Genomic DNA, 24,197 nt, shown 5'->3' on the forward strand with positions numbered 1-24,197 from the left:
CTCGTGTCACACCTCGGTCGTGGTCCCCCCGGCCGCCTGGATCTTGTCCGTGGCGGACTTGGAGAACTTGTGCGCCGAGACCTGCAGTGCCACGGTCAGTTCGCCGTCACCCAGCACCTTCACCGGCTGACCACGACGGACCGCGCCCTTGGCGACCAGCTCGGCCACGCCGACCTCGCCACCCTCGGGAAACAGTTGTCCGAGCTTGTCCAGGTTAACGACCTGGAACTCCACCCGGTTCCTGCTCTTGAAGCCCTTCAGCTTCGGGAGCCGCATGTGCAGCGGCATCTGGCCACCCTCGAAGTACTCGGGGATGTTGTTACGCGCCTTGCTGCCCTTGGTGCCGCGGCCGGCGGTCTTGCCCTTGCTGCCCTCACCACGACCCACGCGGGTCTTGGCGGTCTTGGCGCCGGGCGCCGGACGCAGGTGATGAACCTTGAGCGCCATGTCAGTCGACCTCCTCGACGGTGATGAGGTGGCGAACCGCACGCACCATGCCCCGGACCTCAGGCTTGTCCTCGTGGACGGCGCTGTCGCCGATCCGCTTGACGCCCAGGGTACGCAGCGTGTCGCGCTGGTTCTGCTTGCCACCGATGCCCGAACGGACCTGGGTCACCTTCAGGCGTGCCATCAGGAAGCCACCTCCGCCCGCGCCTTCAGCAGGGCTGCCGGAGCGACGTCCTCGACCGGCAGGCCACGGCGCGCGGCCACGGCCTCCGGGGTCTCCAGGCTGCGCAGCGCCTCAACGGTGGCGTGCACCACGTTGATGGAGTTGGACGAGCCCAGCGACTTGCTGAGGATGTCGTGGATCCCGGCGCACTCCAGTACGGCGCGCGCCGAACCGCCCGCGATCACACCGGTACCGGGCGCGGCCGGACGCAGCATGACCACGCCAGCGGCCTTCTCACCCTGGACCGGGTGCGGGATGGTGCCCTGGATCCTCGGCACCTTGAAGAATGCCTTCTTGGCCTCCTCGACACCCTTGGCGATCGCCGCGGGCACCTCCTTGGCCTTGCCGTAACCCACACCGACGGTGCCTTCACCGTCACCGACGACCACAAGGGCGGTGAAGCTGAAGCGCCGACCACCCTTCACGACCTTGGCGACCCGGTTGATGGCTACCACGCGCTCGATGTAGGCGGTCTTGTCCGCCTGCTGACCGCGACCACCGTCGCGGCCACGGCGCTCACCACCGGCGCCGCCTCCGCGACGCTGCTGGCCTCCGCTCATTTCGAACTACCTTCCTTTGTGTACGCCATGTCAGAACCCGAGCCCGCCCTCGCGGGCGGCGTCGGCCAGGGCTGCGATGCGGCCGTGGTACTTGTTACCGGCCCGGTCGAAGACGACCGAGTCGATGCCGGCGGCCTTGGCCCGGTCGGCGATCAGCCCGCCGACGGTCTTGGCCTTGTCGGTCTTGTTGTCCGACGCGCCGCGCAGGTCGGCCTCCATGGTGGAGGCGGACACCAGCGTCTTGCCGGCGACGTCGTCGATCACCTGTACGAACAGGTGCCGCGACGACTTCGTGACCACCAGCCGCGGCCGGGTGGCCGTGCCGTTGATCTTCTTCCGGACCCGAATCTGGCGCCGCACACGCGAGGCCGTCTTCTTGGCGGAGTGCTTGTTGTGCCGCAGTCCGATCGCCATGGTTACTTACCAGCCTTTCCGACCTTGCGGCGCACCTGCTCGCCCGCGTACCGCACACCCTTGCCCTTGTACGGCTCGGGCTTGCGCAGCTTGCGGATGTTCGCGGCGACCTCACCGACCGACTGCTTGTCGATGCCGATCACCGAGAACCGGGTCGGCGCCTCCACGTTGAACGTGATGCCTTCCGGCGCGTCCACCGTGATGGTGTGGCTGTACCCCAGCGAGAACTCCAGCTGGGTCGGGCCCTTGGAGATCACCCGGTAACCAACGCCGACGATCTCGAGCTTCTTCTCGTAGCCGTCCGTCACGCCGGTCACCAGGTTGGCGATCAGGGTGCGGGACAGACCGTGCAGTTCCTTGCTCTTGCGCTGGTCGTCGGGGCGGGTCACGGCGATCGCGCCGTCCTCTTCCCGGTTGACCACGATCGGCTCAGCGACGACGTGCGACAGCTGACCCTTCGGACCCTTCACGGTGACCGTCTGGCCGTCGATCGTGACGTCGACGCCGGACGGGACCGTGACCGGGAGCTTACCGATGCGAGACATTCTTGTGGTCCTCCTTCCGGTTCTTCGTCACCAGACGTAGGCGAGGACTTCCCCGCCAACGCCCTTGTTCTTGGCCTGCTTGTCGGTCAGCAGTCCCTGGGACGTCGAGATGATCGCGACGCCCAGGCCACCGAGGACCTTCGGCAGGTTGGTCGACTTCGCGTAGACCCGCAGGCCCGGCTTCGAGATCCGGCGCACGCCCGCGATGGAGCGCTCCCGGCTCGGGCCGAACTTGAGGTCGACGATCAGGGTCTTGCCGACGGCGCCCTCCTTGGGCTCCTCGACCTTGTAGGAGGCGATGTAGCCCTCCTGCTGGAGAATGTCGGCGATGCCCTGCTTGATCTTGCTGTACGGCATCGTGGTCGACTCGTGGTACGCCTGGTTGGCGTTACGCAGACGTGTCAACATGTCTGCGATCGGGTCGGTCATCGTCATGGCCTGGGGCCTCTTTCCCGCCGTGGTTTCGCCGTTCGGCGACCTACGGTGACTAGATTTTGAATGGGGAGAAGTTCGGGGGTGGAGACGGTCACCAGCTGGACTTGGTGACACCGGGCAGCTCGCCCCGGTGCGCCATCTCCCGCAGGCAGATCCGGCACAGGCCGAACTTGCGGAAGACCGCCTTCGGCCGGCCGCAGCGCTGGCAACGGGTGTAACCGCGCACCGCGAACTTCGGCTTCCGGGCCTGCTTGACCTTGAGTGCTGTCTTCGCCACGTCAGTTCTCCTTGAACGGGAAGCCGAGCGCCCGCAGCAGGGCCCGACCCTCGTCGTCGTTCGTCGCGGTGGTCACCACGGTGATGTCCATGCCCCGGACGCGGTCGATCCGGTCCTGGTTGATCTCGTGGAACATCACCTGCTCGGTCAGACCGAAGGTGTAGTTCCCGGTGCCGTCGAACTGCTTCGGAGACAGGCCGCGGAAGTCGCGGATCCGGGGCAGCGCGAGCGCCAGCAGCCGGTCCAGGAACTCCCACATCCGGTCGCCGCGCAGCGTCACGTGGGCGCCGATCGGCATCCCCTCACGCAGCTTGAACTGCGCGATCGACTTGCGGGCCTTGGTGACCTGCGGCTTCTGGCCGGTGATCGCGGCCAGGTCCTTCACCGCGCCGTCGATCAGCTTGGAGTCCCGCGCGGCCTCGCCGACGCCCATGTTCACCACGATCTTGGTGAGGCCGGGCACCTGCATGACGTTCGCGTACTTGAACTCCTCGTGCAGCTTGCCGACGATCTCCTCGCGGTACTTCGTCTTCAGCCGCGGAGCGACCTTGCTTTCGGTAACTGCCGTGCTCATCAGATCTCCTCGCCGGTACGCCGGGCGATCCGGACGCTCCGGTAACCGGTGTACGTCGAACCGTCGGGACGGCGCTTCTGCACCTCGACGCGGTTGTAGCCGACGCGGGTGGTCACCTTCTGCTTCTTGCCGTCCTTCTCGACCTCGACCACGAGCATCACGTTGGAGACGTGGATCGGGGCTTCCTGGGTGACGATGCCACCGGTGGTGCCGCCGCGCTGGGCCTGCTGCACCTTGGTGTGCTTCTTGACCCGGTTCACGCCCTCGACGATGACCTTCTCGTCGTTCGGGAAGACCTGGATGATCTTGCCCTCGAGGCCCTTCGAGCGACCCGAGATCACGCGGACCTGGTCACCCTTCTTCACGTGCAACTTGCGCTGGGCCATCTCAGAGCACCTCCGGTGCGAGCGAGATGATCTTCATGAAGCGCTTCTCCCGCAGCTCCCGGCCGACCGGGCCGAAGATGCGGGTGCCGCGCGGCTCGCCGTCGGCCTTCAGGATCACCGCGGCGTTCTCGTCGAAGCGGATGTAGGAGCCGTCCGGACGCCGGCGCTCCTTCACGGTACGCACGACGACCGCCTTGACGACGTCACCCTTCTTCACACCACCGCCGGGGATCGCGTCCTTGACGGTGGCGACGATCGTGTCACCGACACCGGCGTAGCGCCGACCGGAGCCACCGAGAACGCGGATGCAAAGGATCTCCTTCGCGCCCGTGTTGTCGGCGACCTTCAGTCGCGACTCCTGCTGGATCATCTGTTGATCTCCTGGTTGTCTCGCTGGTTCTCACTCACGTGAGCCTTGCGGAACGAATAATTTCGAATTGGTTGCCGATCTTGCGACCGGGAACAGCTACTTGGCCTTCTCGAGGATCTCGACGACGCGCCAGCGCTTGGTCGCCGACAGCGGCCGGGTCTCCATCAGGAGGACGCGGTCGCCGATGCCGGCGGCGTTCTGCTCGTCGTGGGCCTTGAGCTTGCTGGTCCGGCGGATGACCTTGCCGTACAGGTGGTGCTTCACCCGGTCCTCGACCTCGACCACGACGGTCTTGTCCATCTTGTCGCTCAGCACCAGGCCCTCACGGGTCTTCCGGCGGCCTCGCGCCTCGGCGGGGGTCGTGCTCACGGTCTCGTCCTTCACGTTCTCGGTCATGCGTTCGCCTTCTCACTGTCGTCCGCAGCGTCCGCGGCCTCGGCCGCCTCGATCGAAGCGTCGACGTCTTCGGTGATACCGAGCGCGCGCTCCGACAGGACGGTGTAGATGCGGGCGATGTCCTTGCGGACGGCGCGCAGCCGGCCGTGGGACTCCAGCTGGCCCGTGGCAGCCTGGAACCGGAGGTTGAACAGCTCCTCCTTGGCTTCACCGAGCTTGGTCATCAGCTCGTCCCGGCCCAGGTTCCGCAGCTCGGCGGCGGTCAGGGTAGCCATCAGTTCTCACCTGCCTCTCGGGTGATGAAGCGGCACTTCATCGGCAACTTGTGGATCGCGCGGCGCATCGCCTCGCGAGCGATCTCCTCCGGAACGCCGGAGAGCTCGAACATCACTCGACCGGCCTTCACGTTGGCGATCCACCATTCCGGCGAACCCTTACCGGAACCCATCCGGGTCTCGGCCGGCTTCTTGGTCAGCGGGCGGTCCGGGTAGATGTTGATCCACACCTTGCCGCCACGCTTGATGTGCCGGGTCATCGCGATACGAGCGGCCTCGATCTGCCGGTTGGTGACGTAGTGGCTCTCCAGGGCCTGGATGCCGAACTCACCGAAGGCGAGCGAGGTACCACCCTTGGCCGCGCCGGAGCGCGTCGGGTGGTGCTGCTTGCGGTGCTTGACCTTGCGGGGGATGAGCATCGGTCAGCTCTCCGTTCCGGTCGTCTCGGTCGCCTTGTCAGCAGCCGGCGCGGTTGCCTCGGCAGCCGGGGCTGCGTTGTCGTTGCGCGCGTCCCGACGGTTGTCGCCACGGCCACCACGGTCGCCACCACGGCCACCCCGGTCACCACCACGACCGCCACGGTCACCGCGGTCGCCACCGTCACGGCGGGCCGGACGGCCACGCTGCTGCGTCGCGGCGCGGGCAGCGGCCTGCGCCTCGCGCTCCGCGCGGGTGCCGGCCACGTCGCCCTTGTAGATCCAGACCTTCACGCCGATCCGGCCGAAGGTGGTCCGGGCCTCGTAGAAGCCGTAGTCGATGTCGGCCCGCAGCGTGTGCAGCGGGACGCGGCCCTCGCGGTAGAACTCCGACCGCGACATTTCCGCGCCACCGAGCCGGCCGGAGCACTGGATCCGGATGCCCAGGGCGCCGCCACGCATGGTGGTCTGCATCGCCTTGCGCATCGCGCGGCGGAACGCCACGCGGCCGGACAGCTGCTCGGCCACACCCTGTGCGACCAGCTGGGCGTCGACCTCGGCGTTCTTCACCTCGAGGATGTTCAGCTGCACCTGCTTGCCGGTGAGCTCCTCCAGGCTGCCCCGGATCCGGTCCGCCTCGGCGCCACGGCGACCGATGACGATGCCCGGACGAGCGGTGTGGATGTCGACCCGGACCCGGTCACGGGTGCGCTCGATCTCCACGCGGGAGATGCCGGCGCGCTCCATGCCCTTGCTCAGCAGGCGGCGGATCTTGACGTCCTCGCCCACGTAGTCCTTGTACAGCTTGTCGGCGTACCAACGGCTCTTGTGGTCGGTGCTGATGCCGAGACGGAACCCGTGCGGGTTAACCTTCTGTCCCACGTCAGGACTCCTTCTTCTCAGCGGTGGCCTTCTTGGCGGCCTTCTTCGCGGTCGCCTTCTTGGCCGGCTTGTCGGCCGCGTCCTCGGCAGGCGCGGCTGCCTTCTTGGCGGCCTTCTTCGCCGGGGCCTTGGTGGCCTTGTCCGCCGCGTCAGCGGTCTTCTTGGCGGCCGCCTTCTTGGCCGGCGCCTTCTCGGCGGGCTCGTCGGTCTCACGCGGGCCGACGACCACGGTGATGTGGCTGGTCCGCTTGTCGATCCGGGTGGCCCGGCCCTGTGCACGCGGGCGGTGACGCTTCAGCGTCGGACCCTCGTCCACGTAGGCCTTGACCACGATCAGGTCGGCCCGGTTCAGGTGTTCGGTGCCCTCGGCGTTCGCCGCGGCGCTGTCGACGACCTTGTACACGGTCGCGGCAGCGGCCTGCGGGGCGAACTTCAGAGTGGCGAGTGCGTCGTCGACGCCCAGACCGCGCACCAGGTCGACCACGCGGCGCGCCTTCATCGGCGTCACGCGGACGAAGCGCGCGACCGCGAAGGCCCCGGGCTGCTCGCCCAGCAGGCTCTCGCGACGGGCGCTGATCGCCCTACGCTCTTGAACGCTCATGATGTTCGAATCTCTCCGTAGATTGCTTTCGCTTCGTCACTGGTCCCTGGCGGGATCAGCGACGCCGTGACTTCCGGTCGTCCTTCTCGTGACCCTTGAACGTCCGGGTCGGGGCGAACTCGCCGAGCTTGTGCCCGACCATCGAGTCCGTCACGAACACCGGCACGTGCTTGCGGCCGTCGTGCACCGCAATCGTGTGGCCGATCATGTCCGGCACGATCATCGATCGGCGGGACCAGGTCTTGATGACGTTCTTGGTGCCCTTCTCGTTCTGCACCTCCACCTTCTTGGCCAGGTGGTGGTCGACGAACGGGCCCTTCTTGAGGCTGCGTGGCATGTGGCCGGCTCCCTATCAGCGCTTCTTGCCGGCCTTGCGGCGCCGGACGATCATTCGGTCGCTTTCCTTGCGGGTGCGGGTCCGGCCTTCCGGCTGGCCCCACGGGGACACCGGGTGGCGACCACCCGAGGTCTTACCCTCACCACCACCGTGCGGGTGGTCGACCGGGTTCATCGCGACACCGCGGACGGTCGGGCGCTTGCCCTTCCAGCGCATCCGGCCCGCCTTGCCCCAGTTGATGTTCGACTGCTCGCCGTTGCCGACCTCACCGAGGGTGGCGCGGCAGCGCACGTCGACCATCCGGACCTCGCCGGACGGCATCCGCAGGGTGGCCATCCGGCCTTCCTTCGCGACCAGCTGGATGCTGGCACCGGCGGAGCGGCCCATCTTGGCGCCACCGCCCGGCCGCAGCTCGACCGCGTGGATGGTGGAACCGACCGGGATGTTGCGCAGCGGCAGGTTGTTGCCGATCTTGATGTCGGCGGCCGGGCCGTTCTCGACGACCGTGCCCTGCTGCAGGTTGGACGGGGCGAGGATGTAGCGCTTCTCGCCGTCCACGTAGTGCAGCAGCGCGATCCGCGCGGTCCGGTTCGGGTCGTACTCGATGTGCGCGACCTTGGCCGGCACGCCGTCCTTGTCGTAGCGCTTGAAGTCGATCAGCCGGTACGCCCGCTTGTGACCGCCACCGTGGTGCCGGGTGGTGATCTTGCCGGAGCTGTTCCGGCCGCCCTTCTTCGGGAGCGGACGCAGCAGTGACTTCTCGGGGGTCGAACGGGTGAGCTCGACGAAGTCGGCCACACTCGAGCCACGGCGGCCCGGGGTCGTCGGCTTGTACTTGCGGATTCCCATTACGACTGGCCTCCGAAGATATCGATGCGGTCGTCACCCTTGAGGGTCACGATCGCCCGCTTGGTGTCGGGGCGCTTGCCCCAGCCCGCACGCGTGCGGCGGCGCTTGCCCTTGCGGTTCAGCGTGTTGACGTCGGTCACCTTGACCTTGAACACCTTCTCGACCGCGAGCTTGATCTCGGTCTTGTTGGCGTCCGGGGCGACCTCGAACGTGTACTTCTGCTCGTCGAGCAGGCCGTAGCTCTTCTCGCTGACGACCGGCCGGAGCAGCACGTCCCGCGGGTCCTTGTTGATTCCGTGGCTCATGCTTCTACCTCCTCGGCCTCGGTCGACGTGGCGACGGCCTTGACGGACTTGCCCTTGGGCGCGCCGGCGACGAACGAGTCGAGCGCGCTCTTGGTGAACACGACCGCGTCGCTGCACAGCACGTCGTACGCGTTCAGCTGGTCGGCCGCGATCAGGTGCACGTGCTGCACGTTGCGCAGGCTCAGCCAGGTGAGCTCGTCGGCGCGGTCGACCACGACCAGCGCCTTGCCCGGGTCGGTGACCTCGGCGAGCACCTTGAGCGCCGACTTGGTGGAGGGCTTGTCGCCGTCCACGAAGCTCTCGACGACGAACACGCGGCCGTCACGGGCCCGGTCCGACAGCGAGCCGCGGAGCGCGGCGGCGATCATCTTCTTCGGGGTCCGCTGGCTGTAGTCGCGCGGCACCGGGCCGTGGACGACGCCACCACCGGTGAACTGCGGCGCGCGGGTCGAGCCCTGGCGGGCGCGACCGGTGCCCTTCTGGCGGTACGGCTTGGCGCCACCGCCGGACACCTCGCCCCGGGACTTCGCCTTGTGCGTACCCTGACGGGCCGCGGCCAGCTGGGCCACCACGACCTGGTGGATCAGCGGCACGTTCACCTGGACGTCGAACAGCTCGGCCGGAAGCTCGGCGGAACCCTTCTTGCTGACCTTGTCGCCCTTGACGACGACGACGTCGACGGTGCTCACTTGGCAGCTCCCTTCGCGGCGTTGCGGATCAGCACCAGGCCGCCCTTGGGGCCGGGTACGGCGCCCTTGAGCAGGATCAGGCCGCGCTCGGTGTCGATCGCGTGCACGCTGATGTTCTGGGTGGTGACCTGCTCGTGGCCCATCCGGCCCGCCATCCGCAGGCCCTTGAAGACCCGGCCCGGGGTGGCGCAGCCGCCGATGGAACCCGGCGAGCGGTGCTTCTTGTGCACACCGTGGGTGGCGCGCAGACCGTGGAAGCCGTGCCGCTTCATCACACCGGCGAAGCCCTTGCCCTTGCTGGTCGCGGAGACGTCGACCCGCTCACCGGCCGCGAAGGCCTCGGCCTTGATCTCCTGGCCCAGGGTGTACTCGCTGGCGTCGGCGGTGCGCAGCTCCAGCAGGTGGCGCCGCGGCGTCACGCCGGCCTTGTCGAAGTGGCCGCGCATGGGCTTGGTCACCTTGCGGGGGTCGATGTCGCCGAAGGCGATCTGGACGCCGTCGTAGCCGTCGCGGTCCGAGGTACGGACGCCGGTGACGACGCAGGGGCCGGCCTGGATCACGGTGACGGGGACGACTCGGTTGTTCTCGTCCCAGGTCTGGGTCATGCCGAGCTTGGTGCCCAGCAGACCGCGCGTGTTCTTCACGTTGCTCATTGGTCTTTCCGCGTCCTCAGAGCTTGATCTCGATGTCGACACCGGCCGGCAGGTCGAGACGCATCAGCGAGTCGACGGTCTTCGGCGTGGGGTCGATGATGTCGATGAGCCGCTTGTGGGTGCGCATCTCGAAGTGCTCGCGGCTGTCCTTGTACTTGTGCGGCGAGCGGATGACGCAGAACACGTTCTTTTCCGTCGGCAACGGCACCGGGCCAGCAACCTTCGCACCAGTACGCGTCACCGTGTCGACAATCTTGCGTGCCGAGCTGTCGATGACCTCGTGGTCGTAGGCCTTCAGCCGGATGCGGATCTTCTGTCCCGCCATCGCTTCGCTTCGTCCTTCTCTATCGTCTTTCGGGCTGTTGCTCCGACCCCCGCGGTCGGGTGTGTCGCGTACGCGGCACGCGCGTGACTCACCGTTTTTCACCTGGGGTGGAGATCGGGGCCCCGGTCTCGGACCGGAACCTCGGCATGGTCTCCGGTCCGGCGCACCAGCCAGATCAAGAAGATCTGGGGCGCACCCCGGCGGCCTAGCCTGAGCAACCTGAATATTGTGCCAGAGATCGGCGCCGGAACGCCAATCGGGGGCCTCACGGCCCGATCCGGTACCACCTGAGCGCCGGATCGGGCGTAAAGCAGAGGTCCGCGCGGGAGAGCCCGCGCGGACCTCATGAGATCACTTGATGATCTTGGTGACCCGGCCGGCGCCGACGGTGCGGCCACCCTCCCGGATCGCGAACTTCAGACCGTCCTCCATGGCGATCGGCTGGATCAGCTCGACCGTCATGTCGGTGTTGTCGCCCGGCATGACCATCTCGGTGCCCTCGGGCAGCGTGACGACACCGGTGACGTCGGTGGTACGGAAGTAGAACTGCGGGCGGTAGTTCTGGAAGAACGGCGTGTGACGGCCGCCCTCCTCCTTGGAAAGGATGTAGACCGACGCCTCGAAGTTCGTGTGCGGCGTCGTGGTGCCCGGCTTGATGACGACCATGCCGCGCTCGACCTCTTCGCGCTTGGTGCCACGAAGCAGCAGACCGACGTTCTCACCGGCCTGGCCCTCGTCGAGGAGCTTGCGGAACATCTCGATGCCGGTGACCGTGCTGGTCAGCTTGGTCTCGTGGATGCCGACGATGTCGACGGTCTCGTTGACCTTGATGACACCGCGCTCGATCCGGCCGGTGACGACCGTACCGCGACCGGTGATGGTGAAGACGTCCTCCACCGGCATCAGGAACGGCTTGTCGATCTCGCGCTCCGGCTGCGGGATGTACTCGTCGACCGCGTTCATGAGCTCGAGAATCGTCTCGCCCCACTTGGCGTCGCCCTGCAGCGCCGGGTGAGCGGCGACCCGGACGATCGGCGCGTTGTCGCCGTCGAACTCCTGCTCCGAGAGCAGCTCGCGGACCTCGAGCTCGACGAGCTCCAGGATCTCCTCGTCGTCGACCATGTCGCACTTGTTCAGCGCGACCACCATGGCCGGCACGCCGACCTGGCGGGCGAGCAGCACGTGCTCACGCGTCTGCGGCATCGGGCCGTCGGTGGCGGCAACGACCAGGATCGCGCCGTCCATCTGGGCCGCACCGGTGATCATGTTCTTGATGTAGTCCGCGTGACCCGGGCAGTCGACGTGGGCGTAGTGCCGGGCCTCGGTCTGGTACTCGACGTGCGCGATGGAGATGGTGATACCGCGCTGACGCTCTTCCGGCGCCTTGTCGATCTGATCGAAGGCCGATGCCTCGTTGAGCGTCGGGTACTTGTCGTGCAGCACCTTGGTGATCGCCGCGGTAAGAGTGGTCTTACCGTGGTCGATGTGACCGATGGTGCCGATGTTGACGTGCGGCTTAGTCCGCTCGAACTTCGCCTTCGCCACTGGGGCCCTCCTAGATAAATGTTGACTACGCCGTACGCCGACGCGCTTTGGGTGTGGTGGCCAGGAACGAGTTGTTACTCGCCCCGGGCCTTCTTGATGATCTCTTCCGCCACGTTCTTCGGAACCTCGGCGTAGGAATCGAACTGCATCGAGTACGACGCGCGGCCCTGGGTCTTCGACCGCAGGTCACCGACATACCCGAACATCTCCGACAGCGGCACCAGGGCCTTGACGACCCGGCTGCCTCCGGGGCCTTCGTCCATCGACTGGATCTGGCCACGGCGGGAGTTGAGGTCGCCGATCACTTCACCCATGTAGTCCTCGGGGGTGGTGACCTCGACTGCGAACATCGGCTCCAGGATGACCGGATCCGCCCGCCGGGCGGCGTCCTTGAAGGCCATCGAACCGGCGATCTTGAAGGCGAGCTCGGACGAGTCGACGTCGTGGTAGGCGCCGTCCTGCAGCGTCACCTTGACGTCCACCATCGGGTAGCCGGCCAGTACGCCGAACTCCATCGCCTCCTGGGCGCCCTCGTCCACCGACGGGATGTACTCCCGGGGGATGCGGCCACCGGTGACGGCGTTGACGAACTCGTAGCCACCCTCGCCACCGGCCTCGACCGAAGTCGGCTCGATGTCGATGATCACGCGTGCGAACTGACCCGAACCACCGGTCTGCTTCTTGTGCGTGTAGTCGATCTTCTCGACCTTCTTCTTGATCGTCTCGCGGTAGGCGACCTGCGGCTTGCCGACGTTGGCCTCGACCCGGAATTCGCGCTTCATCCGGTCGACCAGCACCTCGAGGTGCAGCTCGCCCATACCGGCGATGATCGTCTGGCCGGTGTCCTCGTCGGTCCGGACCTGGAAGGTCGGGTCCTCCTCGGCGAGCCGCTGGATCGCGACGCCCAGCTTCTCCTGGTCGGCCTTCGACTTCGGCTCGATGGCGACCGAGATCACCGGGGCCGGGAACTGCATCGACTCCAGCACGACCGGCTTGGCCGGGTCGCACAGGGTCTCACCGGTGGTGGTGTCCTTCAGGCCCATCACGGCGACGATGTGGCCGGCGCCGATCGACGCGATCTCCTCACGCTTGTTCGCGTGCATCCGGTAGATCTTGCCGATCCGCTCCTTGCGGCCCTTCGTCGGGTTCAGCACCTGCGTGCCGGTCTCCAGCTTGCCGGAGTACACCCGGATGAAGGTCAGCTTGCCCAGGTGCGGGTCGGCCGCGATCTTGAACGCCAGCGCCGAGAACGGCTCGGCGTCGGCCGGCTTGCGCAGCACGACCTGCTCCGGGTCCTTGACGTCGTGGCCCTCGATGGCCGGGACGTCGATCGGGCTCGGTAGGTAGGCGTTGATCGCGTCGAGCAGCGGCTGGACGCCCTTGTTCTTGAACGCCGTGCCGGTCAGCACCGGGGTCAGCTTGCTCGCCAGGGTCGCCCGGCGGATACCCGCCACGAGCTGCTCCTGGGTCGGCTCCTCGCCCTCCAGGTACTGCTCCATGATCTCGTCGTCGGCCTCGGCCAGCGTCTCGATCAGCTTGTCGCGCCACTCGGCAGCGATCTCGGTGTGCGACGCCGGGATCTCCTCGACGGTGTAGTCCTCACCCATCGTGGTCTCGCCGCGCCAGGTCAGCGCGCGCATCCCGATCAGGTCGACGACACCGATGAAGTCGGCCTCGGACCCGATCGGCAGCTGCAGCACCAGCGGCACCGCGGCCAGCCGGTCGACGATCATGTCGACACAGCGCATGAACTCCGCGCCGGTCCGGTCCAGCTTGTTGACGAAGCAGATCCGGGGTACGCCGTACCGGTCGGCCTGACGCCACACGGTCTCGGACTGCGGCTCGACACCGGCCACACCGTCGAACACCGCGACCGCGCCGTCCAGCACGCGCAGCGAGCGCTCCACCTCGACGGTGAAGTCGACGTGTCCGGGGGTGTCGATGATGTTGATGGTGTGGTCTTTCCAGGTGCAGGTCGTCGCGGCGGACGTGATCGTGATGCCGCGCTCCTGCTCCTGCTCCATCCAGTCCATCGTGGCGGCGCCGTCGTGGACCTCACCGATCTTGTAAGTGATACCGGTGTAGAAGAGGATCCGCTCGGTCGTCGTCGTCTTGCCGGCGTCGATGTGGGCCATGATCCCGATGTTGCGGACCTTGGCCAGGTCGGTGGTGATTTGTACGGCCACCTCGGTGGTCTACCTCTCGATTCTGTACTGCTGTCAAAGGGTGAGCGCTGGGGTCCGGATCGGACCCCGGATCACCAGCGGTAGTGGGCGAAAGCCTTGTTGGCTTCGGCCATCTTGTGCGTGTCCTCGCGACGCTTCACCGACGCACCGAGACCGTTGGACGCGTCCAGGATCTCGTTCATCAGCCGCTCGGACATGGTCTTCTCGCGACGGGCCCGCGAGTACGTCGTCAGCCAGCGCAGCGCCAGGGTGGTCGACCGGCCCGGCTTGACCTCGATCGGCACCTGGTAGGTCGCACCACCGACGCGGCGGCTCTTCACCTCGATGCTCGGCTTCACGTTGTCCAGCGCACGCTTCAGCGTGATCACCGGGTCGGTGCCGGTCTTGGTGCGAGTGCCCTCGAGCGCGGTGTAGACGATGCTCTGCGCGATCTGCTTCTTGCCGTCGACCAGGATCTTGGAGATCAACTGGGTGACGAGCGGCGAACTGTAGACCGGGTCGATGATGACCGGGCGCTTCGGGGCGGGGCCCTTGCGCGGCATTAGCTCTTCTCCTTCTTCGCGCCGTAGAGGCTGCGAGCCTGCTTACGGTTCTTCACACCCTGGGTGTCGAGCGAACCGCGGATGATCTTGTACCGGACACCCGGGAGGTCCTTCACACGGCCGCCACGGACGAGCACGATCGAGTGCTCCTGCAGGTTGTGGCCGACGCCCGGAATGTAGGCGGTGACCTCGATACCACTGGTCAGGCGGACACGGGCAACCTTACGAAGGGCCGAGTTCGGCTTCTTCGGCGTGGTCGTGTAGACGCGCGTGCACACACCACGACGCTGAGGGGAACCCTTCAGGGCCGGCGTCTTGTTCTTGGACACCTTGTCCTGGCGGCCCTTGCGGACCAGCTGGTTAATGGTGGGCACCGCGTGGGTCTCTTTCTGTCGTCCGGCTGGGTTTGTAGCTTCACCTGACCCCCGCGGTCGGGTGTGTCGCGTGCGCACGAGCAGACCGACGCCGTAATCTTCCAGACTGTCGGCAGGAGTCCCGTGCCACGCGGCCCGACCCGTTGACCGAGGGGCACGCATGACGGCCCAGGAAAGACCCCGGGCACGATCGTTAAGACTAGCGGGTGCCTCAAGCACGGTCAAAATGAGTAACCGGCCGCGATCGAGAGCCCTCCGCCCTTTCAGTGTACAGGGCCTACGGAGTGACCCCTCCGGTCGGGAGATCGGCGGCGACGGCGGTATCACCCTCGACTGTCGGCACGGCCCTGGCAAACGCTTCCACAGGCGCGAACCTCGGGCCGGCATCCGCAGCAGGACACCTCTTCCACGTCGTCGGTCGCGATCGCCGGCAGCGGGACCGCCAAGCCCGGATTCCTCCGCCGCCGGTCCCGCCTGGGTGGGGTCCACCAGCTGGATGACCGTCTCATGCCACCCGAGGGCGGCCGCGGGGTCCGCGGCCGCACGCTCGAACTGGGTGCGATGGACGAGTCGGTCAGGAACGGAACTCGACGTCGGTGATCAGGCCGTCGACGACCCGGTAGATGGCCAGCTGCGGGGTGGATCCGTCGTCGTCGTAGCTGTTCACGTGCTCCACCACCCACTCCCCCAGGGTGATCCGCTGGACGACCTCCGCCTTGCAGCGCCCGACGTCGAAGCGCGGGCGGTAGTACTCGCGGAGGAACCGGCGGCCCTTCAGTTCGGTGCCGTTCGCGAGCAGGATCCGCGCGGTCGGCGAGTACTTGGCCAGGAACGCCTCCAGGTCGTGGACGGCGTACGCCGCGTGCTCCCGGCCGACGACCCGCGAAGCGGGGGTCTCGCCGGTGACGGGGGCCACGGTCGTCACCCCCAGGTCCACGAGCGGCGCCTGGACCGGGGTCTGGACGGCCGGTGCGACCGGTGCGGGAGTGACCGGTGCCGGAGTGGCCTTCGGTGCCCGCAGAGCAGCGGGTTCGGCAGGTGCGGTCGGTATCTGCCGAGCAGCAGGTGCGGTCGGTATCTGCCGAGTAGCGGGGTCGGCAGGTGCCTTCGCGGCGGCCACGGCGGTCTTGGCCGGACGGCGGGTAGTGGTGGTCTTCTTCTTGGCAGGTGGTGGTGGGACGAGGAGCTTGCCGTCGTCGCCAGGCTGCTCGCCGAGGTGGGCGATCGCCCAGTCGAGAGCCTTGGTCACGGCGGCGCGTGATTCTTCGGTGTGGTCGAGCATGTCGAACCCGTGGTGCCCTTTCGGTACGTCGATGATGTCCAGCGCGGCACCGCCCGCGGAGACGAACTCCGCTACCGGACCGGCGAGCTCCTCACGCTCGAGTCCGACTCTTGTCAGCAGCACCGGCAGGTCCTTGTGTTTGCCGATGACTTCGGCAGCGGTTACCAGATCGTCGACACCGGGCGGGGTGGCGAGCAACGGGTAGCTCAGGGCCACGAAGCGCAGCCAGTCGGGGCGGCTGTCCAGCCACTCCCCGGCCAGCAGGCCGGCGCCCGAGAAGAACCACAACCCGACCCGATCGGGGTCGACCCGTGGATCCGAACGCAGTACGGCGACCGCGGCCTCCACCTCGTCCGCGGCCACGACCAGGCGGTCGAGTCCGTGGATCAGGCTGTGGTCGACGACTGCGGCCACCAGGCCTCGCCTGGCGGCAGCGGTCGCGTAGCCCTTGTAGACCGGCCAGTCCCGAGGCATCACCTCGAGGCCGTCCGGTCCGGGTCCCCCGTGCACGAAGAGAATTGCGCCGCCTCGGGCGGTACCGGGCGGACGGTACAGGTCGATCTCCCCCAGGCGATCGACGCGTACGCCAGAACCTTCCAGAACCCCCAAGACGAAAGGCCGCAGGTAGGCCGGCAGATCCGTCATGCACCAATCTTGGCCTATCCCGGGCACACTTTCAGCCGCCACCCCGAGTGTCTTTTCCGGCACCCGTCGTACCGGCCGGTAAACGCCGCGAGGGCGGCACCTCCCGGGTTGGGAAGTACCGCCCTCGGCGGGGTGATTCGGCTCAGTTCTGGTACGAACCGAGGTCGAAGTCGTCGAGCGGGACCGACTGACCGCTGGACGGGCCGAAGTCGTAGTCGTACGACTCGTAGCCGACCATCGAGTACATCGCGGCCTTCGCCTCCTCGGTGGGCTCCACCCGGATGTTGCGGTAACGGTCCATGCCGGTACCCGCCGGGATCAGCTTTCCGATGATGACGTTCTCCTTCAGACCGACCAGCGAGTCGGACTTGCCGTGGATCGCGGCCTCGGTCAGGACCCGGGTCGTCTCCTGGAAGGAGGCGGCCGACAGCCACGACTCGGTGGCCAGCGAGGCCTTGGTGATACCCATCAGCACCGGACGCCCGGAGGCCGGCGTACCGCCCTCGGCCACCACGCGGCGGTTCTCCGCCTCGAAGGTGACCCGGTCCGCGAGCTCGCCCGGCAGCAGCTGGGCGTCGCCCGACTCGATCACCGTGACCCGGCGCAGCATCTGCCGGACGATGATCTCGATGTGCTTGTCGTGGATGGCCACACCCTGCGACCGGTACACCTCCTGGACCTCGTCCACCAGGTGCTCCTGCGCCTTGCGGACACCCAGGATCCGCAGAACCTCCTGCGGGTCCGGCGTACCCTGCGTCAGCTGCTGACCGACCTCGACGTGCTGACCTTCCTCGATCAGCAGGCGGCCACGCTTGGAGACCGGGTAGGCGACCTCCTCGGAACCGTCGTCCGGCGTCAGCACCAGCTTCCGGCTCTTGTCGGTGTCCTCGATCGAGATCCGGCCGGCGGCCTCCGAGATCGGCGCCTTGCCCTTGGGCTGGCGAGCCTCGAAGAGCTCGACCACACGCGGCAGACCGTGGGTGATGTCATCACCCGCGACACCACCGGTGTGGAAGGTCCGCATGGTCAGCTGGGTACCCGGCTCACCGATGGACTGGGCGGCGATGATGCCGACCGCCTCACCGATGTCGACCGGCTTACCGGTGGCCAGCGAACGGCCGTAGCACTTGGCGCAGGTACCGGTCTTGGCGTCACAGGTGAGCACCGACCGGACCTTGACCTCCTCCACACCGGCCGCGACCAGCTTGGCGATCGAGACGTCGCCCAGGTCGCTGCCGGCGGCCAGGACGAGGTTGCCGTCCGGGTCGAAGGAGTCGGTCGCCAGGGTCCGCGCGTAGGCGCTGGTCTCCACGTTCTCGGCGTGTACGACCTTGCCGTCCGGGCCCTTCTCGCCGATCTTCTTCGGCAGGCCCCGCTCGGTCCCGCAGTCCTCCTCGCGGATGATCACGTCCTGCGACACGTCCACCAGACGACGGGTCAGGTAACCCGAGTCGGCGGTCCGCAGCGCGGTGTCGGCCAGACCCTTCCGGGCACCGTGGGTGGCGATGAAGTACTCGACCACCGACAGGCCCTCACGGAAGTTGGACTTGATCGGCCGGGCGATGATCTCGCCCTTCGGGTTGGCCACCAGACCACGCATACCGGAGATCTGCCGGATCTGCATCATGTTGCCTCGGGCACCGGAGTGCACCATCATCCAGATCGGGTTGTCCTTGGCGAAGTTCTCCTCCATCGCCTTACCGACCTCGGCGTTGGCGCCGGTCCAGATCTCGATCAGTTCCTGGCGCCGCTCGGACGAGGTGATCAGACCCCGCTCGAACTGCTTCTGGACCTTCTCGGCCTGGGCCTCGTACCGGGCCATGATCTCGGGCTTGCTCGGCGGCGTGCTGAAGTCGTCGATCGACACCGTGACACCGGACCGGGTGGACCAGTAGTAGCCCAGGTCCTTCAGCGCGTCCAGCGCGTGCGCCACCTCGACCTTGGTGTACCGCTCGGCCAGGTCGTTGACGATCCCACCGAGCTGCTTCTTGCCCACCTCGGTGTCGACGAACGGGTAGTCCGCCGGCAGCGCCTCGTTGAACAGCGCACGGCCCAGCGTCGTCTCCAGCCCGAAGCCACCGCCGGCCAGCTCGGTCGCGTCCGCCGGAGCGGCCGAACCGCTCAGCCGGAGCGTGATCTTCGCCTGCAGCGACAGCTCACCGTGGTCGAACGCCATGATCGCCTCGGCGACCGAACCGAACGCCCGGCCCTCACCCTTCACGCCGTCCTTCAGCATGGTCAGGAAGTAGATGCCGATGATCATGTCCTGGGTCGGCATGGTGACGGGACGACCGTCGGCCGGCTTCAGGATGTTGTTCGTCGACAGCATCAGGATCCGGGCCTCGGCCTGCGCCTCGGCCGACAGCGGCAGGTGCACCGCCATCTGGTCACCGTCGAAGTCCGCGTTGAACGCGGAGCAGACGAGCGGGTGGATCTGGATCGCCTTGCCCTCGATCAGCTGCGGCTCGAACGCCTGGATGCCGAGCCGGTGCAGGGTTGGTGCACGGTTCAGCAGGACCGGGTGCTCGGTGATGACCTCTTCCAGCACGTCCCAGACCTGGGCGCGCTGGCGCTCGACCATCCGCTTGGCGGACTTGATGTTCTGCGCGTGGTTGAGGTCCACCAGCCGCTTCATCACGAACGGCTTGAACAGCTCCAGCGCCATCGCCTTCGGCAGACCGCACTGGTGCAGCTTGAGCTGCGGGCCGACCACGATGACCGAACGGCCGGAGTAGTCGACGCGCTTGCCGAGCAGGTTCTGGCGGAACCGGCCCTGCTTGCCCTTGAGCATGTCGGACAGCGACTTCAGCGGCCGGTTGCCCGGACCGGTGACCGGACGGCCACGGCGGCCGTTGTCGAACAGCGCGTCGACGGCCTCCTGCAGCATCCGCTTCTCGTTGTTGACGATGATCTCCGGCGCGCCCAGGTCGAGCAGCCGCTTGAGCCGGTTGTTCCGGTTGATCACCCGGCGGTACAGGTCGTTCAGGTCCGAGGTGGCGAACCGGCCACCGTCGAGCTGGACCATCGGACGCAGGTCCGGCGGGATGACCGGGACGCAGTCCAGGACCATGCCCATCGGGCTGTTGTTGGTGGCCAGGAACGCGGTGACGACCTTGAGCCGCTTCAGGGCACGCGTCTTGCGCTGGCCCTTGCCGGTCTTGATCGTCTCGCGCAGGTTGTCCGCCTCGGCCTTCAGGTCGAAGGTCTCCAGCCGGCGCTGGATCGCGGCGGCACCCATGGCGCCCTCGAAGTACTTGCCGAACCGCTCCTTCATGGCGCGGTAGAGGATCTCGTCGCCCTCCAGGTCCTGGACCTTCAGGTTCTTGAACCGGGTCCAGACCTCGTCGAGGCGGTCGATCTCGCGCTGCGCGCGGTCGCGCAGCTGCTTGACCTCACGCTCGGCGCCTTCCTTGACCTTGCGGCGGACGTCGGCCTTGGCGCCCTCGGCCTCGAGCTGCGCCAGGTCCTCCTCGAGCTTCTTCATCCGCGTCTCGATGTCGTTGTCACGACGGTTCTCGAGCTGCTTGCGCTCGACGTCGACGCGACCCTCGAGCGAGGACAGGTCGCGGTGCCGCGCCTCGTCGTCGACGTCGGTGATCATGTACGCCGCGAAGTAGATGACCTTCTCCAGGTCCTTCGGGGCGAGGTCGAGCAGGTAGCCGAGCCGCGACGGGACACCCTTGAAGTACCAGATGTGGGTGACCGGCGCGGCCAGCTCGATGTGGCCCATCCGCTCGCGGCGCACCTTGGAGCGGGTGACCTCGACGCCACACCGCTCGCAGATGATGCCCTTGAAGCGAACGCGCTTGTACTTGCCGCAGTAGCACTCCCAGTCCCGGGTGGGACCGAAGATCTTCTCGCAGAACAGACCGTCACGCTCGGGCTTGAGGGTCCGGTAGTTGATCGTCTCCGGCTTCTTGACCTCGCCGTGAGACCACTGGCGGATCTCGTCCGCGGTGGCCAGGCCGATCCGAAGCTCGTCGAAGAAGTTCACGTCGAGCACGATGTGTTATCTCCCGTTGCTAAAAGTGGTCTGAGTGGGTTGGTTGTTGATGTCAAGCGGCAACCCGCTCAGACCTCCTCGACACTGTTCGGCTCGCGCCGGGACAGGTCGATGCCCAGTTCCTCCGCCGCCCGGAAGACGTCCTCCTCGCTGTCGCGCATCTCGACCCGGCTTCCGTCGGACGAGAGCACCTCGACGTTGAGGCAGAGGGACTGCATTTCCTTGACCAGAACCTTGAACGACTCCGGGATACCCGGCTCCGGGATGTTCTCGCCCTTGACGATCGCCTCGTACACCTTGACCCGCCCGACGACGTCGTCGGACTTGATCGTGAGCAGTTCCTGCAGCGCGAAGGCGGCACCGTAGGCCTCCAGGGCCCACACCTCCATCTCGCCGAAGCGCTGGCCACCGAACTGGGCCTTACCGCCCAGCGGCTGCTGGGTGATCATCGAGTACGGACCGGTCGAGCGCGCGTGGATCTTGTCGTCGACCAGGTGGTGCAGTTTCAGCATGTACATGTAGCCGACACCGATCGGGTCCGGGAACGGCTCACCCGAACGGCCGTCGAACAGCCGGGCCTTGCCCTGGCCGTTGACCATCCGGACACCGTCCCGGTTCGGCAGCGTCGAGGACAGCAGGCCGGTGACCTCTTCCTCGGTGGCGCCGTCGAAGACCGGGGTGGCGACGTTCGTCATCGGCTCGGCCGAACCGGCACCGAGCTTGATCAGCCGCTGCGCCCACTCCTCCTCGTTCTCCGGGTCGACCTCCCAGCCGCGGGAGGCGATCCACCCGAGGTGGGTCTCCAGCACCTGGCCGACGTTCATCCGGCCGGGCACGCCCAGCGGGTTCAGGATCACGTCGACGTGGGTGCCGTCCTCGAGGAACGGCATGTCCTCGACCGGAAGGATCTTGGAGATGACGCCCTTGTTGCCGTGCCGGCCGGCCAGCTTGTCGCCGACCGAGATCTTCCGCTTCTGGGCCACGTAGACGCGGACCAGCTGGTTGACGCCCGGCGGCAGCTCGTCGCCGTTGTCGCGGTCGAAGACGCGGACACCGATGACGGTGCCCTCCTCGCCGTGCGGCACCTTCAGCGACGTGTCGCGGACCTCGCGCGCCTTCTCACCGAAGATCGCGCGCAGCAGCCGCTCCTCCGGCGTCAGCTCGGTCTCGCCCTTCGGGGTGACCTTGCCGACCAGGATGTCACCGGTGGTGACCTCGGCGCCGATCCGGATGATGCCGCGCTCGTCCAGGTCGGACAGCATCTCGTCGGAGACGTTCGGGATGTCCCGGGTGATCTCCTCCGGACCCAGCTTGGTGTCGCGGGCGTCGACCTCGTGCTCCTCGATGTGGATCGAGGTCAGCAGGTCCTGCTGCACGACGCGCTGGCTGAGGATGATCGCGTCCTCGTAGTTGTAGCCCTCCCACGTCATGAACGCGACCAGCATGTTCCGGCCGAGGGCCATCTCGCCCTCGTCGGTGCACGGACCGTCGGCCAGCGGTGTACCGATCTCGACCCGCTGCCCGGCGTCGACCAGCGGGCGCTGGTTGATGCAGGTGCCCTGGTTCGAGCGGCGGAACTTCGCCATCCGGTAGGTCTGGTACGTGCCGTCGTCAGCGGCGATCTCGATCAGGTCGGCCGAGACCTCCTTGACCACACCCGCCTTGTCCGACACCACCACGTCGCCGGCGTCGACCGCACCGCGGAACTCCATGCCGGTACCGACCAGCGGGGCGTCCGAGGTGATCAGCGGCACCGCCTGGCGCTGCATGTTCGAACCCATCAGCGCGCGGTTGGCGTCGTCGTGCTCGAGGAACGGGATCAGCGCGGTCGCCACCGACACCATCTGGCGCGGCGAGACGTCCATGTAGTCCACGTCGTCGACCGGCACCAGCTCGACCTCACCGTGCCGGCGACGGACCAGCACGCGCTCCTCGGCGAACCGGTTGTCGTCGTTCAGCGCCGCGTTCGCCTGCGCGATGACGAACCGGTCCTCCTCGTCCGCGGTCAGGTAGTCGACCTGGTCGGTGACCTGGCCCTCGACGACCTTGCGGTACGGCGTCTCGACGAAGCCGAACGCGTTCACCCGGCCGTACGACGCGAGCGAACCGATCAGGCCGATGTTCGGGCCTTCCGGGGTCTCGATCGGGCACATCCGGCCGTAGTGGGACGGGTGCACGTCGCGGACCTCGAAGCCGGCCCGCTCACGGCTCAGCCCACCCGGGCCGAGCGCGTTCAGCCGGCGCTTGTGGGTCAGGCCCGCGACCGGGTTGGTCTGGTCCATGAACTGCGACAGCTGGGAGGTCCCGAAGAACTCCTTCAGCGCCGCCACCACCGGACGGATGTTGATCAGGGTCTGCGGCGTGATCGCCTCGACGTCCTGGGTCGTCATCCGCTCCCGGACCACGCGCTCCATCCGGGCCAGGCCGGTGCGCAGCTGGTTCTGGATCAGCTCACCGACGGTACGCAGCCGGCGGTTGCCGAAGTGGTCGATGTCGTCCTCTTCGACGACGATCTCGCCGCGCGGTGCCGGCAGCTCGGTCTTGCCCTCGTGCAGCGCGACCAGGTACTTGATCGTGGCGACGATGTCGTCGACAGTCAGCACCGCCTGGTCGTGCGCCTCGTCCCGGCCGAGCTTCTTGTTGATCTTGTAGCGGCCGACCTTGGCCAGGTCGTAGCGCTTGCCGTTGAAGTAGTAGTTCTCCAGCAGCGCCTGCGCGGCCTCGCGGGTCGGCGGCTCACCCGGACGCAGCTTGCGGTAGATGTCCAGCAGCGCGTCGTCCTGCCCGGAGGTGTGGTCCTTCTCCAGGGTGAGGCGGATCGACTCGTAGTCGCCGAACTCCTCGAGGATCTGCGCGTCGGTCCAGCCGAGCGCCTTCAGCAGCACGGTGACGTTCTGCTTGCGCTTGCGGTCGAGGCGGACGCCGACCATGTCGCGCTTGTCCACCTCGAACTCCAGCCACGCGCCGCGCGACGGGATGATCTTGGCGGTGAAGATGTCCTTGTCCGAGGTCTTGTCCGGGGTGCGCTCGAAGTACACACCGGGGGACCGGACGAGCTGCGAGACCACGACACGCTCGGTGCCGTTGATCACGAACGTGCCCTTGCGGGTCATCAGCGGGAAGTCGCCCATGAACACGGTCTGGCTCTTGATCTCGCCGGTCTCGTTGTTCATGAACTCGGCCGTGACGAACAGCGGAGCGGAGTACGTGACGTCCCGTTCCTTGCACTCGTCGACCGTGTTCTTCGGCGGCTCGAAGCGGTGGTCGCGGAACGACAGCGACATGGTGCCGCTGAAGTCCTCGATCGGGGAGATCTCCTCGAAAATCTCTTCCAGGCCGCTGGGGCCGGACAGGTCCGACCGTCCCTCGGCCTCGGCGGCGGCCACTCGGGCCTGCCACGTTTCGTTGCCGACCAGCCAGTCGAAACTGTCCACCTGAAGCGCAAGCAGATCCGGAACCTGGAGCGGCTCGGAGATCTTTGCGAAGGAGATGCGGCGGGGGCCGGTGACGTTGGAAATGCTGTCGGACTGGGGGTTGCGCGAGGCGACCAAGGGGCGTCCTTCCACGGGCTCGCAAAATCACATCGGTGCTGGGAGCGCACGCCAAGCCGCCCCAGTCAAGTCGGAGACCCGAGCAGAGGCGAGAGAAAGGCAGCGCAAAG

The 24,197-nt window shown here is 67.1% G+C and carries 27 protein-coding genes and 1 pseudogene; all 28 read right to left on the minus strand.

The genetic code is table 11. The features are described from left to right. Positions 1-6 precede the first annotated feature (6 nt). The 28 genes and pseudogenes from rplO to rpoB all read right to left on the minus strand — a co-directional run bounded on the left by rplO (position 7) and on the right by rpoB (position 24,087). Positions 7-447 (minus strand): 50S ribosomal protein L15, encoded by a 441-nt coding sequence (gene rplO, locus ACZ5BU_RS05350; protein WP_141854789.1) that lies wholly within the window; start codon positions 445-447, stop codon positions 7-9. 1 nt (position 448) lies between these two features. Next, positions 449-631 (minus strand): 50S ribosomal protein L30, encoded by a 183-nt coding sequence (gene rpmD / locus ACZ5BU_RS05355; RefSeq protein ID WP_141854791.1) that lies wholly within the window; start codon positions 629-631, stop codon positions 449-451. After that, positions 631-1,230: a 30S ribosomal protein S5 gene (gene rpsE / locus ACZ5BU_RS05360; RefSeq protein ID WP_141854793.1), complete on the minus strand. Its 600-nt coding sequence runs from the start codon at positions 1,228-1,230 to the stop codon at positions 631-633. The genes rpmD and rpsE overlap by 1 nt, the downstream gene beginning before the upstream one ends. 30 nt (positions 1,231-1,260) lie before the next feature. Then, a complete protein-coding gene (gene rplR / locus ACZ5BU_RS05365; RefSeq protein ID WP_465695727.1) occupies positions 1,261-1,644 on the minus strand; it encodes a 50S ribosomal protein L18 in 384 nt (127 codons plus the stop codon). Between the two features lie 2 nt (positions 1,645-1,646). Further along, positions 1,647-2,189 carry a 50S ribosomal protein L6 gene (gene rplF, locus ACZ5BU_RS05370; RefSeq protein ID WP_465695728.1) on the minus strand — a complete coding sequence of 181 codons (543 nt, stop codon included), beginning with the start codon at positions 2,187-2,189 and terminating at the stop codon, positions 1,647-1,649. 27 nt (positions 2,190-2,216) lie between these two features. Continuing rightward, entirely contained in the window at positions 2,217-2,624 is a 408-nt protein-coding gene (rpsH, locus tag ACZ5BU_RS05375; protein ID WP_141854799.1) for a 30S ribosomal protein S8, read from the minus strand. A gap of 91 nt (positions 2,625-2,715) precedes the next feature. After that, positions 2,716-2,901: a type Z 30S ribosomal protein S14 gene (locus ACZ5BU_RS05380; protein WP_012923674.1), complete on the minus strand. Its 186-nt coding sequence runs from the start codon at positions 2,899-2,901 to the stop codon at positions 2,716-2,718. 1 nt (position 2,902) lies between these two features. Beyond that, a complete protein-coding gene (rplE, locus tag ACZ5BU_RS05385) occupies positions 2,903-3,475 on the minus strand; it encodes a 50S ribosomal protein L5 (RefSeq protein WP_465695730.1) in 573 nt (190 codons plus the stop codon). Continuing rightward, the gene (rplX, locus tag ACZ5BU_RS05390) at positions 3,475-3,861 is read right to left on the minus strand and encodes a 50S ribosomal protein L24 (protein WP_465695731.1); all 387 of its coding nucleotides are present in this window, start codon (positions 3,859-3,861) and stop codon (positions 3,475-3,477) included. Before rplX ends, rplE begins: the two co-directional genes overlap by 1 nt. Position 3,862: 1 nt before the next feature. Then, entirely contained in the window at positions 3,863-4,231 is a 369-nt protein-coding gene (gene rplN, locus ACZ5BU_RS05395) for a 50S ribosomal protein L14 (RefSeq protein WP_012923677.1), read from the minus strand. Positions 4,232-4,327: 96 nt separating this feature from the next. Continuing rightward, on the minus strand, positions 4,328-4,627 hold the full coding sequence (gene rpsQ, locus ACZ5BU_RS05400) for a 30S ribosomal protein S17 (protein WP_465695732.1): 300 nt from the start codon (positions 4,625-4,627) through the stop codon (positions 4,328-4,330). After that, on the minus strand, positions 4,624-4,902 hold the full coding sequence (gene rpmC / locus ACZ5BU_RS05405; RefSeq protein WP_465695734.1) for a 50S ribosomal protein L29: 279 nt from the start codon (positions 4,900-4,902) through the stop codon (positions 4,624-4,626). Before rpmC ends, rpsQ begins: the two co-directional genes overlap by 4 nt. Further along, positions 4,902-5,321, minus strand: coding sequence for a 50S ribosomal protein L16 (gene rplP / locus ACZ5BU_RS05410; RefSeq protein ID WP_141854806.1), 420 nt, complete (start codon positions 5,319-5,321; stop codon positions 4,902-4,904). Before rplP ends, rpmC begins: the two co-directional genes overlap by 1 nt. Positions 5,322-5,324: 3 nt before the next feature. Continuing rightward, complete coding sequence (gene rpsC / locus ACZ5BU_RS05415) at positions 5,325-6,200, minus strand: 30S ribosomal protein S3 (RefSeq protein WP_465695735.1); 876 nt, start codon at positions 6,198-6,200, stop codon at positions 5,325-5,327. Between the two features lie 157 nt (positions 6,201-6,357). Next, a pseudogene (gene rplV, locus ACZ5BU_RS05420) lies at positions 6,358-6,801 on the minus strand (50S ribosomal protein L22); the annotation flags it as partial. Between the two features lie 55 nt (positions 6,802-6,856). Beyond that, a complete protein-coding gene (rpsS, locus tag ACZ5BU_RS05425; protein WP_130384641.1) occupies positions 6,857-7,138 on the minus strand; it encodes a 30S ribosomal protein S19 in 282 nt (93 codons plus the stop codon). 15 nt (positions 7,139-7,153) lie between these two features. Further along, positions 7,154-7,987, minus strand: a complete 834-nt coding sequence (rplB, locus tag ACZ5BU_RS05430; protein ID WP_465695737.1) for a 50S ribosomal protein L2 — start codon at positions 7,985-7,987, stop codon at positions 7,154-7,156. Beyond that, positions 7,987-8,292, minus strand: coding sequence for a 50S ribosomal protein L23 (gene rplW, locus ACZ5BU_RS05435; protein WP_387653321.1), 306 nt, complete (start codon positions 8,290-8,292; stop codon positions 7,987-7,989). Before rplW ends, rplB begins: the two co-directional genes overlap by 1 nt. Then, positions 8,289-8,981, minus strand: coding sequence for a 50S ribosomal protein L4 (rplD, locus tag ACZ5BU_RS05440; RefSeq protein ID WP_465695738.1), 693 nt, complete (start codon positions 8,979-8,981; stop codon positions 8,289-8,291). Before rplD ends, rplW begins: the two co-directional genes overlap by 4 nt. Next, positions 8,978-9,634 (minus strand): 50S ribosomal protein L3, encoded by a 657-nt coding sequence (gene rplC / locus ACZ5BU_RS05445; RefSeq protein ID WP_465695739.1) that lies wholly within the window; start codon positions 9,632-9,634, stop codon positions 8,978-8,980. Before rplC ends, rplD begins: the two co-directional genes overlap by 4 nt. A gap of 16 nt (positions 9,635-9,650) precedes the next feature. After that, entirely contained in the window at positions 9,651-9,959 is a 309-nt protein-coding gene (gene rpsJ / locus ACZ5BU_RS05450) for a 30S ribosomal protein S10 (RefSeq protein WP_012923688.1), read from the minus strand. Positions 9,960-10,310: 351 nt separating this feature from the next. Beyond that, complete coding sequence (gene tuf / locus ACZ5BU_RS05455) at positions 10,311-11,504, minus strand: elongation factor Tu (RefSeq protein WP_465695741.1); 1,194 nt, start codon at positions 11,502-11,504, stop codon at positions 10,311-10,313. Between the two features lie 74 nt (positions 11,505-11,578). After that, a complete protein-coding gene (fusA, locus tag ACZ5BU_RS05460; RefSeq protein WP_465695742.1) occupies positions 11,579-13,690 on the minus strand; it encodes an elongation factor G in 2,112 nt (703 codons plus the stop codon). Between the two features lie 71 nt (positions 13,691-13,761). Beyond that, positions 13,762-14,232 carry a 30S ribosomal protein S7 gene (gene rpsG / locus ACZ5BU_RS05465; protein ID WP_131361025.1) on the minus strand — a complete coding sequence of 157 codons (471 nt, stop codon included), beginning with the start codon at positions 14,230-14,232 and terminating at the stop codon, positions 13,762-13,764. Beyond that, a complete protein-coding gene (gene rpsL / locus ACZ5BU_RS05470; protein ID WP_130384649.1) occupies positions 14,232-14,606 on the minus strand; it encodes a 30S ribosomal protein S12 in 375 nt (124 codons plus the stop codon). The genes rpsG and rpsL overlap by 1 nt, the downstream gene beginning before the upstream one ends. A gap of 574 nt (positions 14,607-15,180) precedes the next feature. Continuing rightward, entirely contained in the window at positions 15,181-16,533 is a 1,353-nt protein-coding gene (locus tag ACZ5BU_RS05475; protein WP_465695745.1) for a nuclear transport factor 2 family protein, read from the minus strand. A gap of 142 nt (positions 16,534-16,675) precedes the next feature. After that, positions 16,676-20,536, minus strand: a complete 3,861-nt coding sequence (locus ACZ5BU_RS05480) for a DNA-directed RNA polymerase subunit beta' (RefSeq protein WP_465695747.1) — start codon at positions 20,534-20,536, stop codon at positions 16,676-16,678. A gap of 68 nt (positions 20,537-20,604) precedes the next feature. Further along, positions 20,605-24,087 carry a DNA-directed RNA polymerase subunit beta gene (gene rpoB, locus ACZ5BU_RS05485; protein ID WP_465695748.1) on the minus strand — a complete coding sequence of 1,161 codons (3,483 nt, stop codon included), beginning with the start codon at positions 24,085-24,087 and terminating at the stop codon, positions 20,605-20,607. Between the last annotated feature and the right edge of the window lie 110 nt (positions 24,088-24,197).

The organism is Kribbella sp. NPDC031520 (assembly GCF_055580825.1).

Bases quoted from the DNA above. Each gene is read 5' to 3' on its own strand.
- rplF (WP_465695728.1), bottom strand. From the start codon at position 2,189: ATGTCTCGCATCGGTAAGCTCCCGGTCACGGTCCCGTCCGGCGTCGAC.
- rpsH (WP_141854799.1), bottom strand. From the start codon at position 2,624: ATGACGATGACCGACCCGATCGCAGACATGTTGACACGTCTGCGTAAC.
- rpsG (WP_131361025.1), bottom strand. From the start codon at position 14,232: ATGCCGCGCAAGGGCCCCGCCCCGAAGCGCCCGGTCATCATCGACCCG.
- rpsS (WP_130384641.1), bottom strand. From the start codon at position 7,138: ATGCCACGCAGCCTCAAGAAGGGCCCGTTCGTCGACCACCACCTGGCC.
- rpsE (WP_141854793.1), bottom strand. From the start codon at position 1,230: ATGAGCGGAGGCCAGCAGCGTCGCGGAGGCGGCGCCGGTGGTGAGCGC.
- rplE (WP_465695730.1), bottom strand. From the start codon at position 3,475: ATGAGCACGGCAGTTACCGAAAGCAAGGTCGCTCCGCGGCTGAAGACG.
- rplP (WP_141854806.1), bottom strand. From the start codon at position 5,321: ATGCTCATCCCCCGCAAGGTCAAGCACCGCAAGCAGCACCACCCGACG.
- rplB (WP_465695737.1), bottom strand. From the start codon at position 7,987: ATGGGAATCCGCAAGTACAAGCCGACGACCCCGGGCCGCCGTGGCTCG.
- ACZ5BU_RS05475 (WP_465695745.1), bottom strand. From the start codon at position 16,533: ATGACGGATCTGCCGGCCTACCTGCGGCCTTTCGTCTTGGGGGTTCTG.
- rplC (WP_465695739.1), bottom strand. From the start codon at position 9,634: ATGAGCAACGTGAAGAACACGCGCGGTCTGCTGGGCACCAAGCTCGGC.
- rplO (WP_141854789.1), bottom strand. From the start codon at position 447: ATGGCGCTCAAGGTTCATCACCTGCGTCCGGCGCCCGGCGCCAAGACC.
- rpsQ (WP_465695732.1), bottom strand. From the start codon at position 4,627: ATGACCGAGAACGTGAAGGACGAGACCGTGAGCACGACCCCCGCCGAG.
- rplW (WP_387653321.1), bottom strand. From the start codon at position 8,292: ATGAGCCACGGAATCAACAAGGACCCGCGGGACGTGCTGCTCCGGCCG.
- rpmC (WP_465695734.1), bottom strand. From the start codon at position 4,902: ATGGCTACCCTGACCGCCGCCGAGCTGCGGAACCTGGGCCGGGACGAG.
- rplR (WP_465695727.1), bottom strand. From the start codon at position 1,644: ATGGCGATCGGACTGCGGCACAACAAGCACTCCGCCAAGAAGACGGCC.
- rplX (WP_465695731.1), bottom strand. From the start codon at position 3,861: ATGGCCCAGCGCAAGTTGCACGTGAAGAAGGGTGACCAGGTCCGCGTG.
- rpsJ (WP_012923688.1), bottom strand. From the start codon at position 9,959: ATGGCGGGACAGAAGATCCGCATCCGGCTGAAGGCCTACGACCACGAG.
- rplN (WP_012923677.1), bottom strand. From the start codon at position 4,231: ATGATCCAGCAGGAGTCGCGACTGAAGGTCGCCGACAACACGGGCGCG.
- rpmD (WP_141854791.1), bottom strand. From the start codon at position 631: ATGGCACGCCTGAAGGTGACCCAGGTCCGTTCGGGCATCGGTGGCAAG.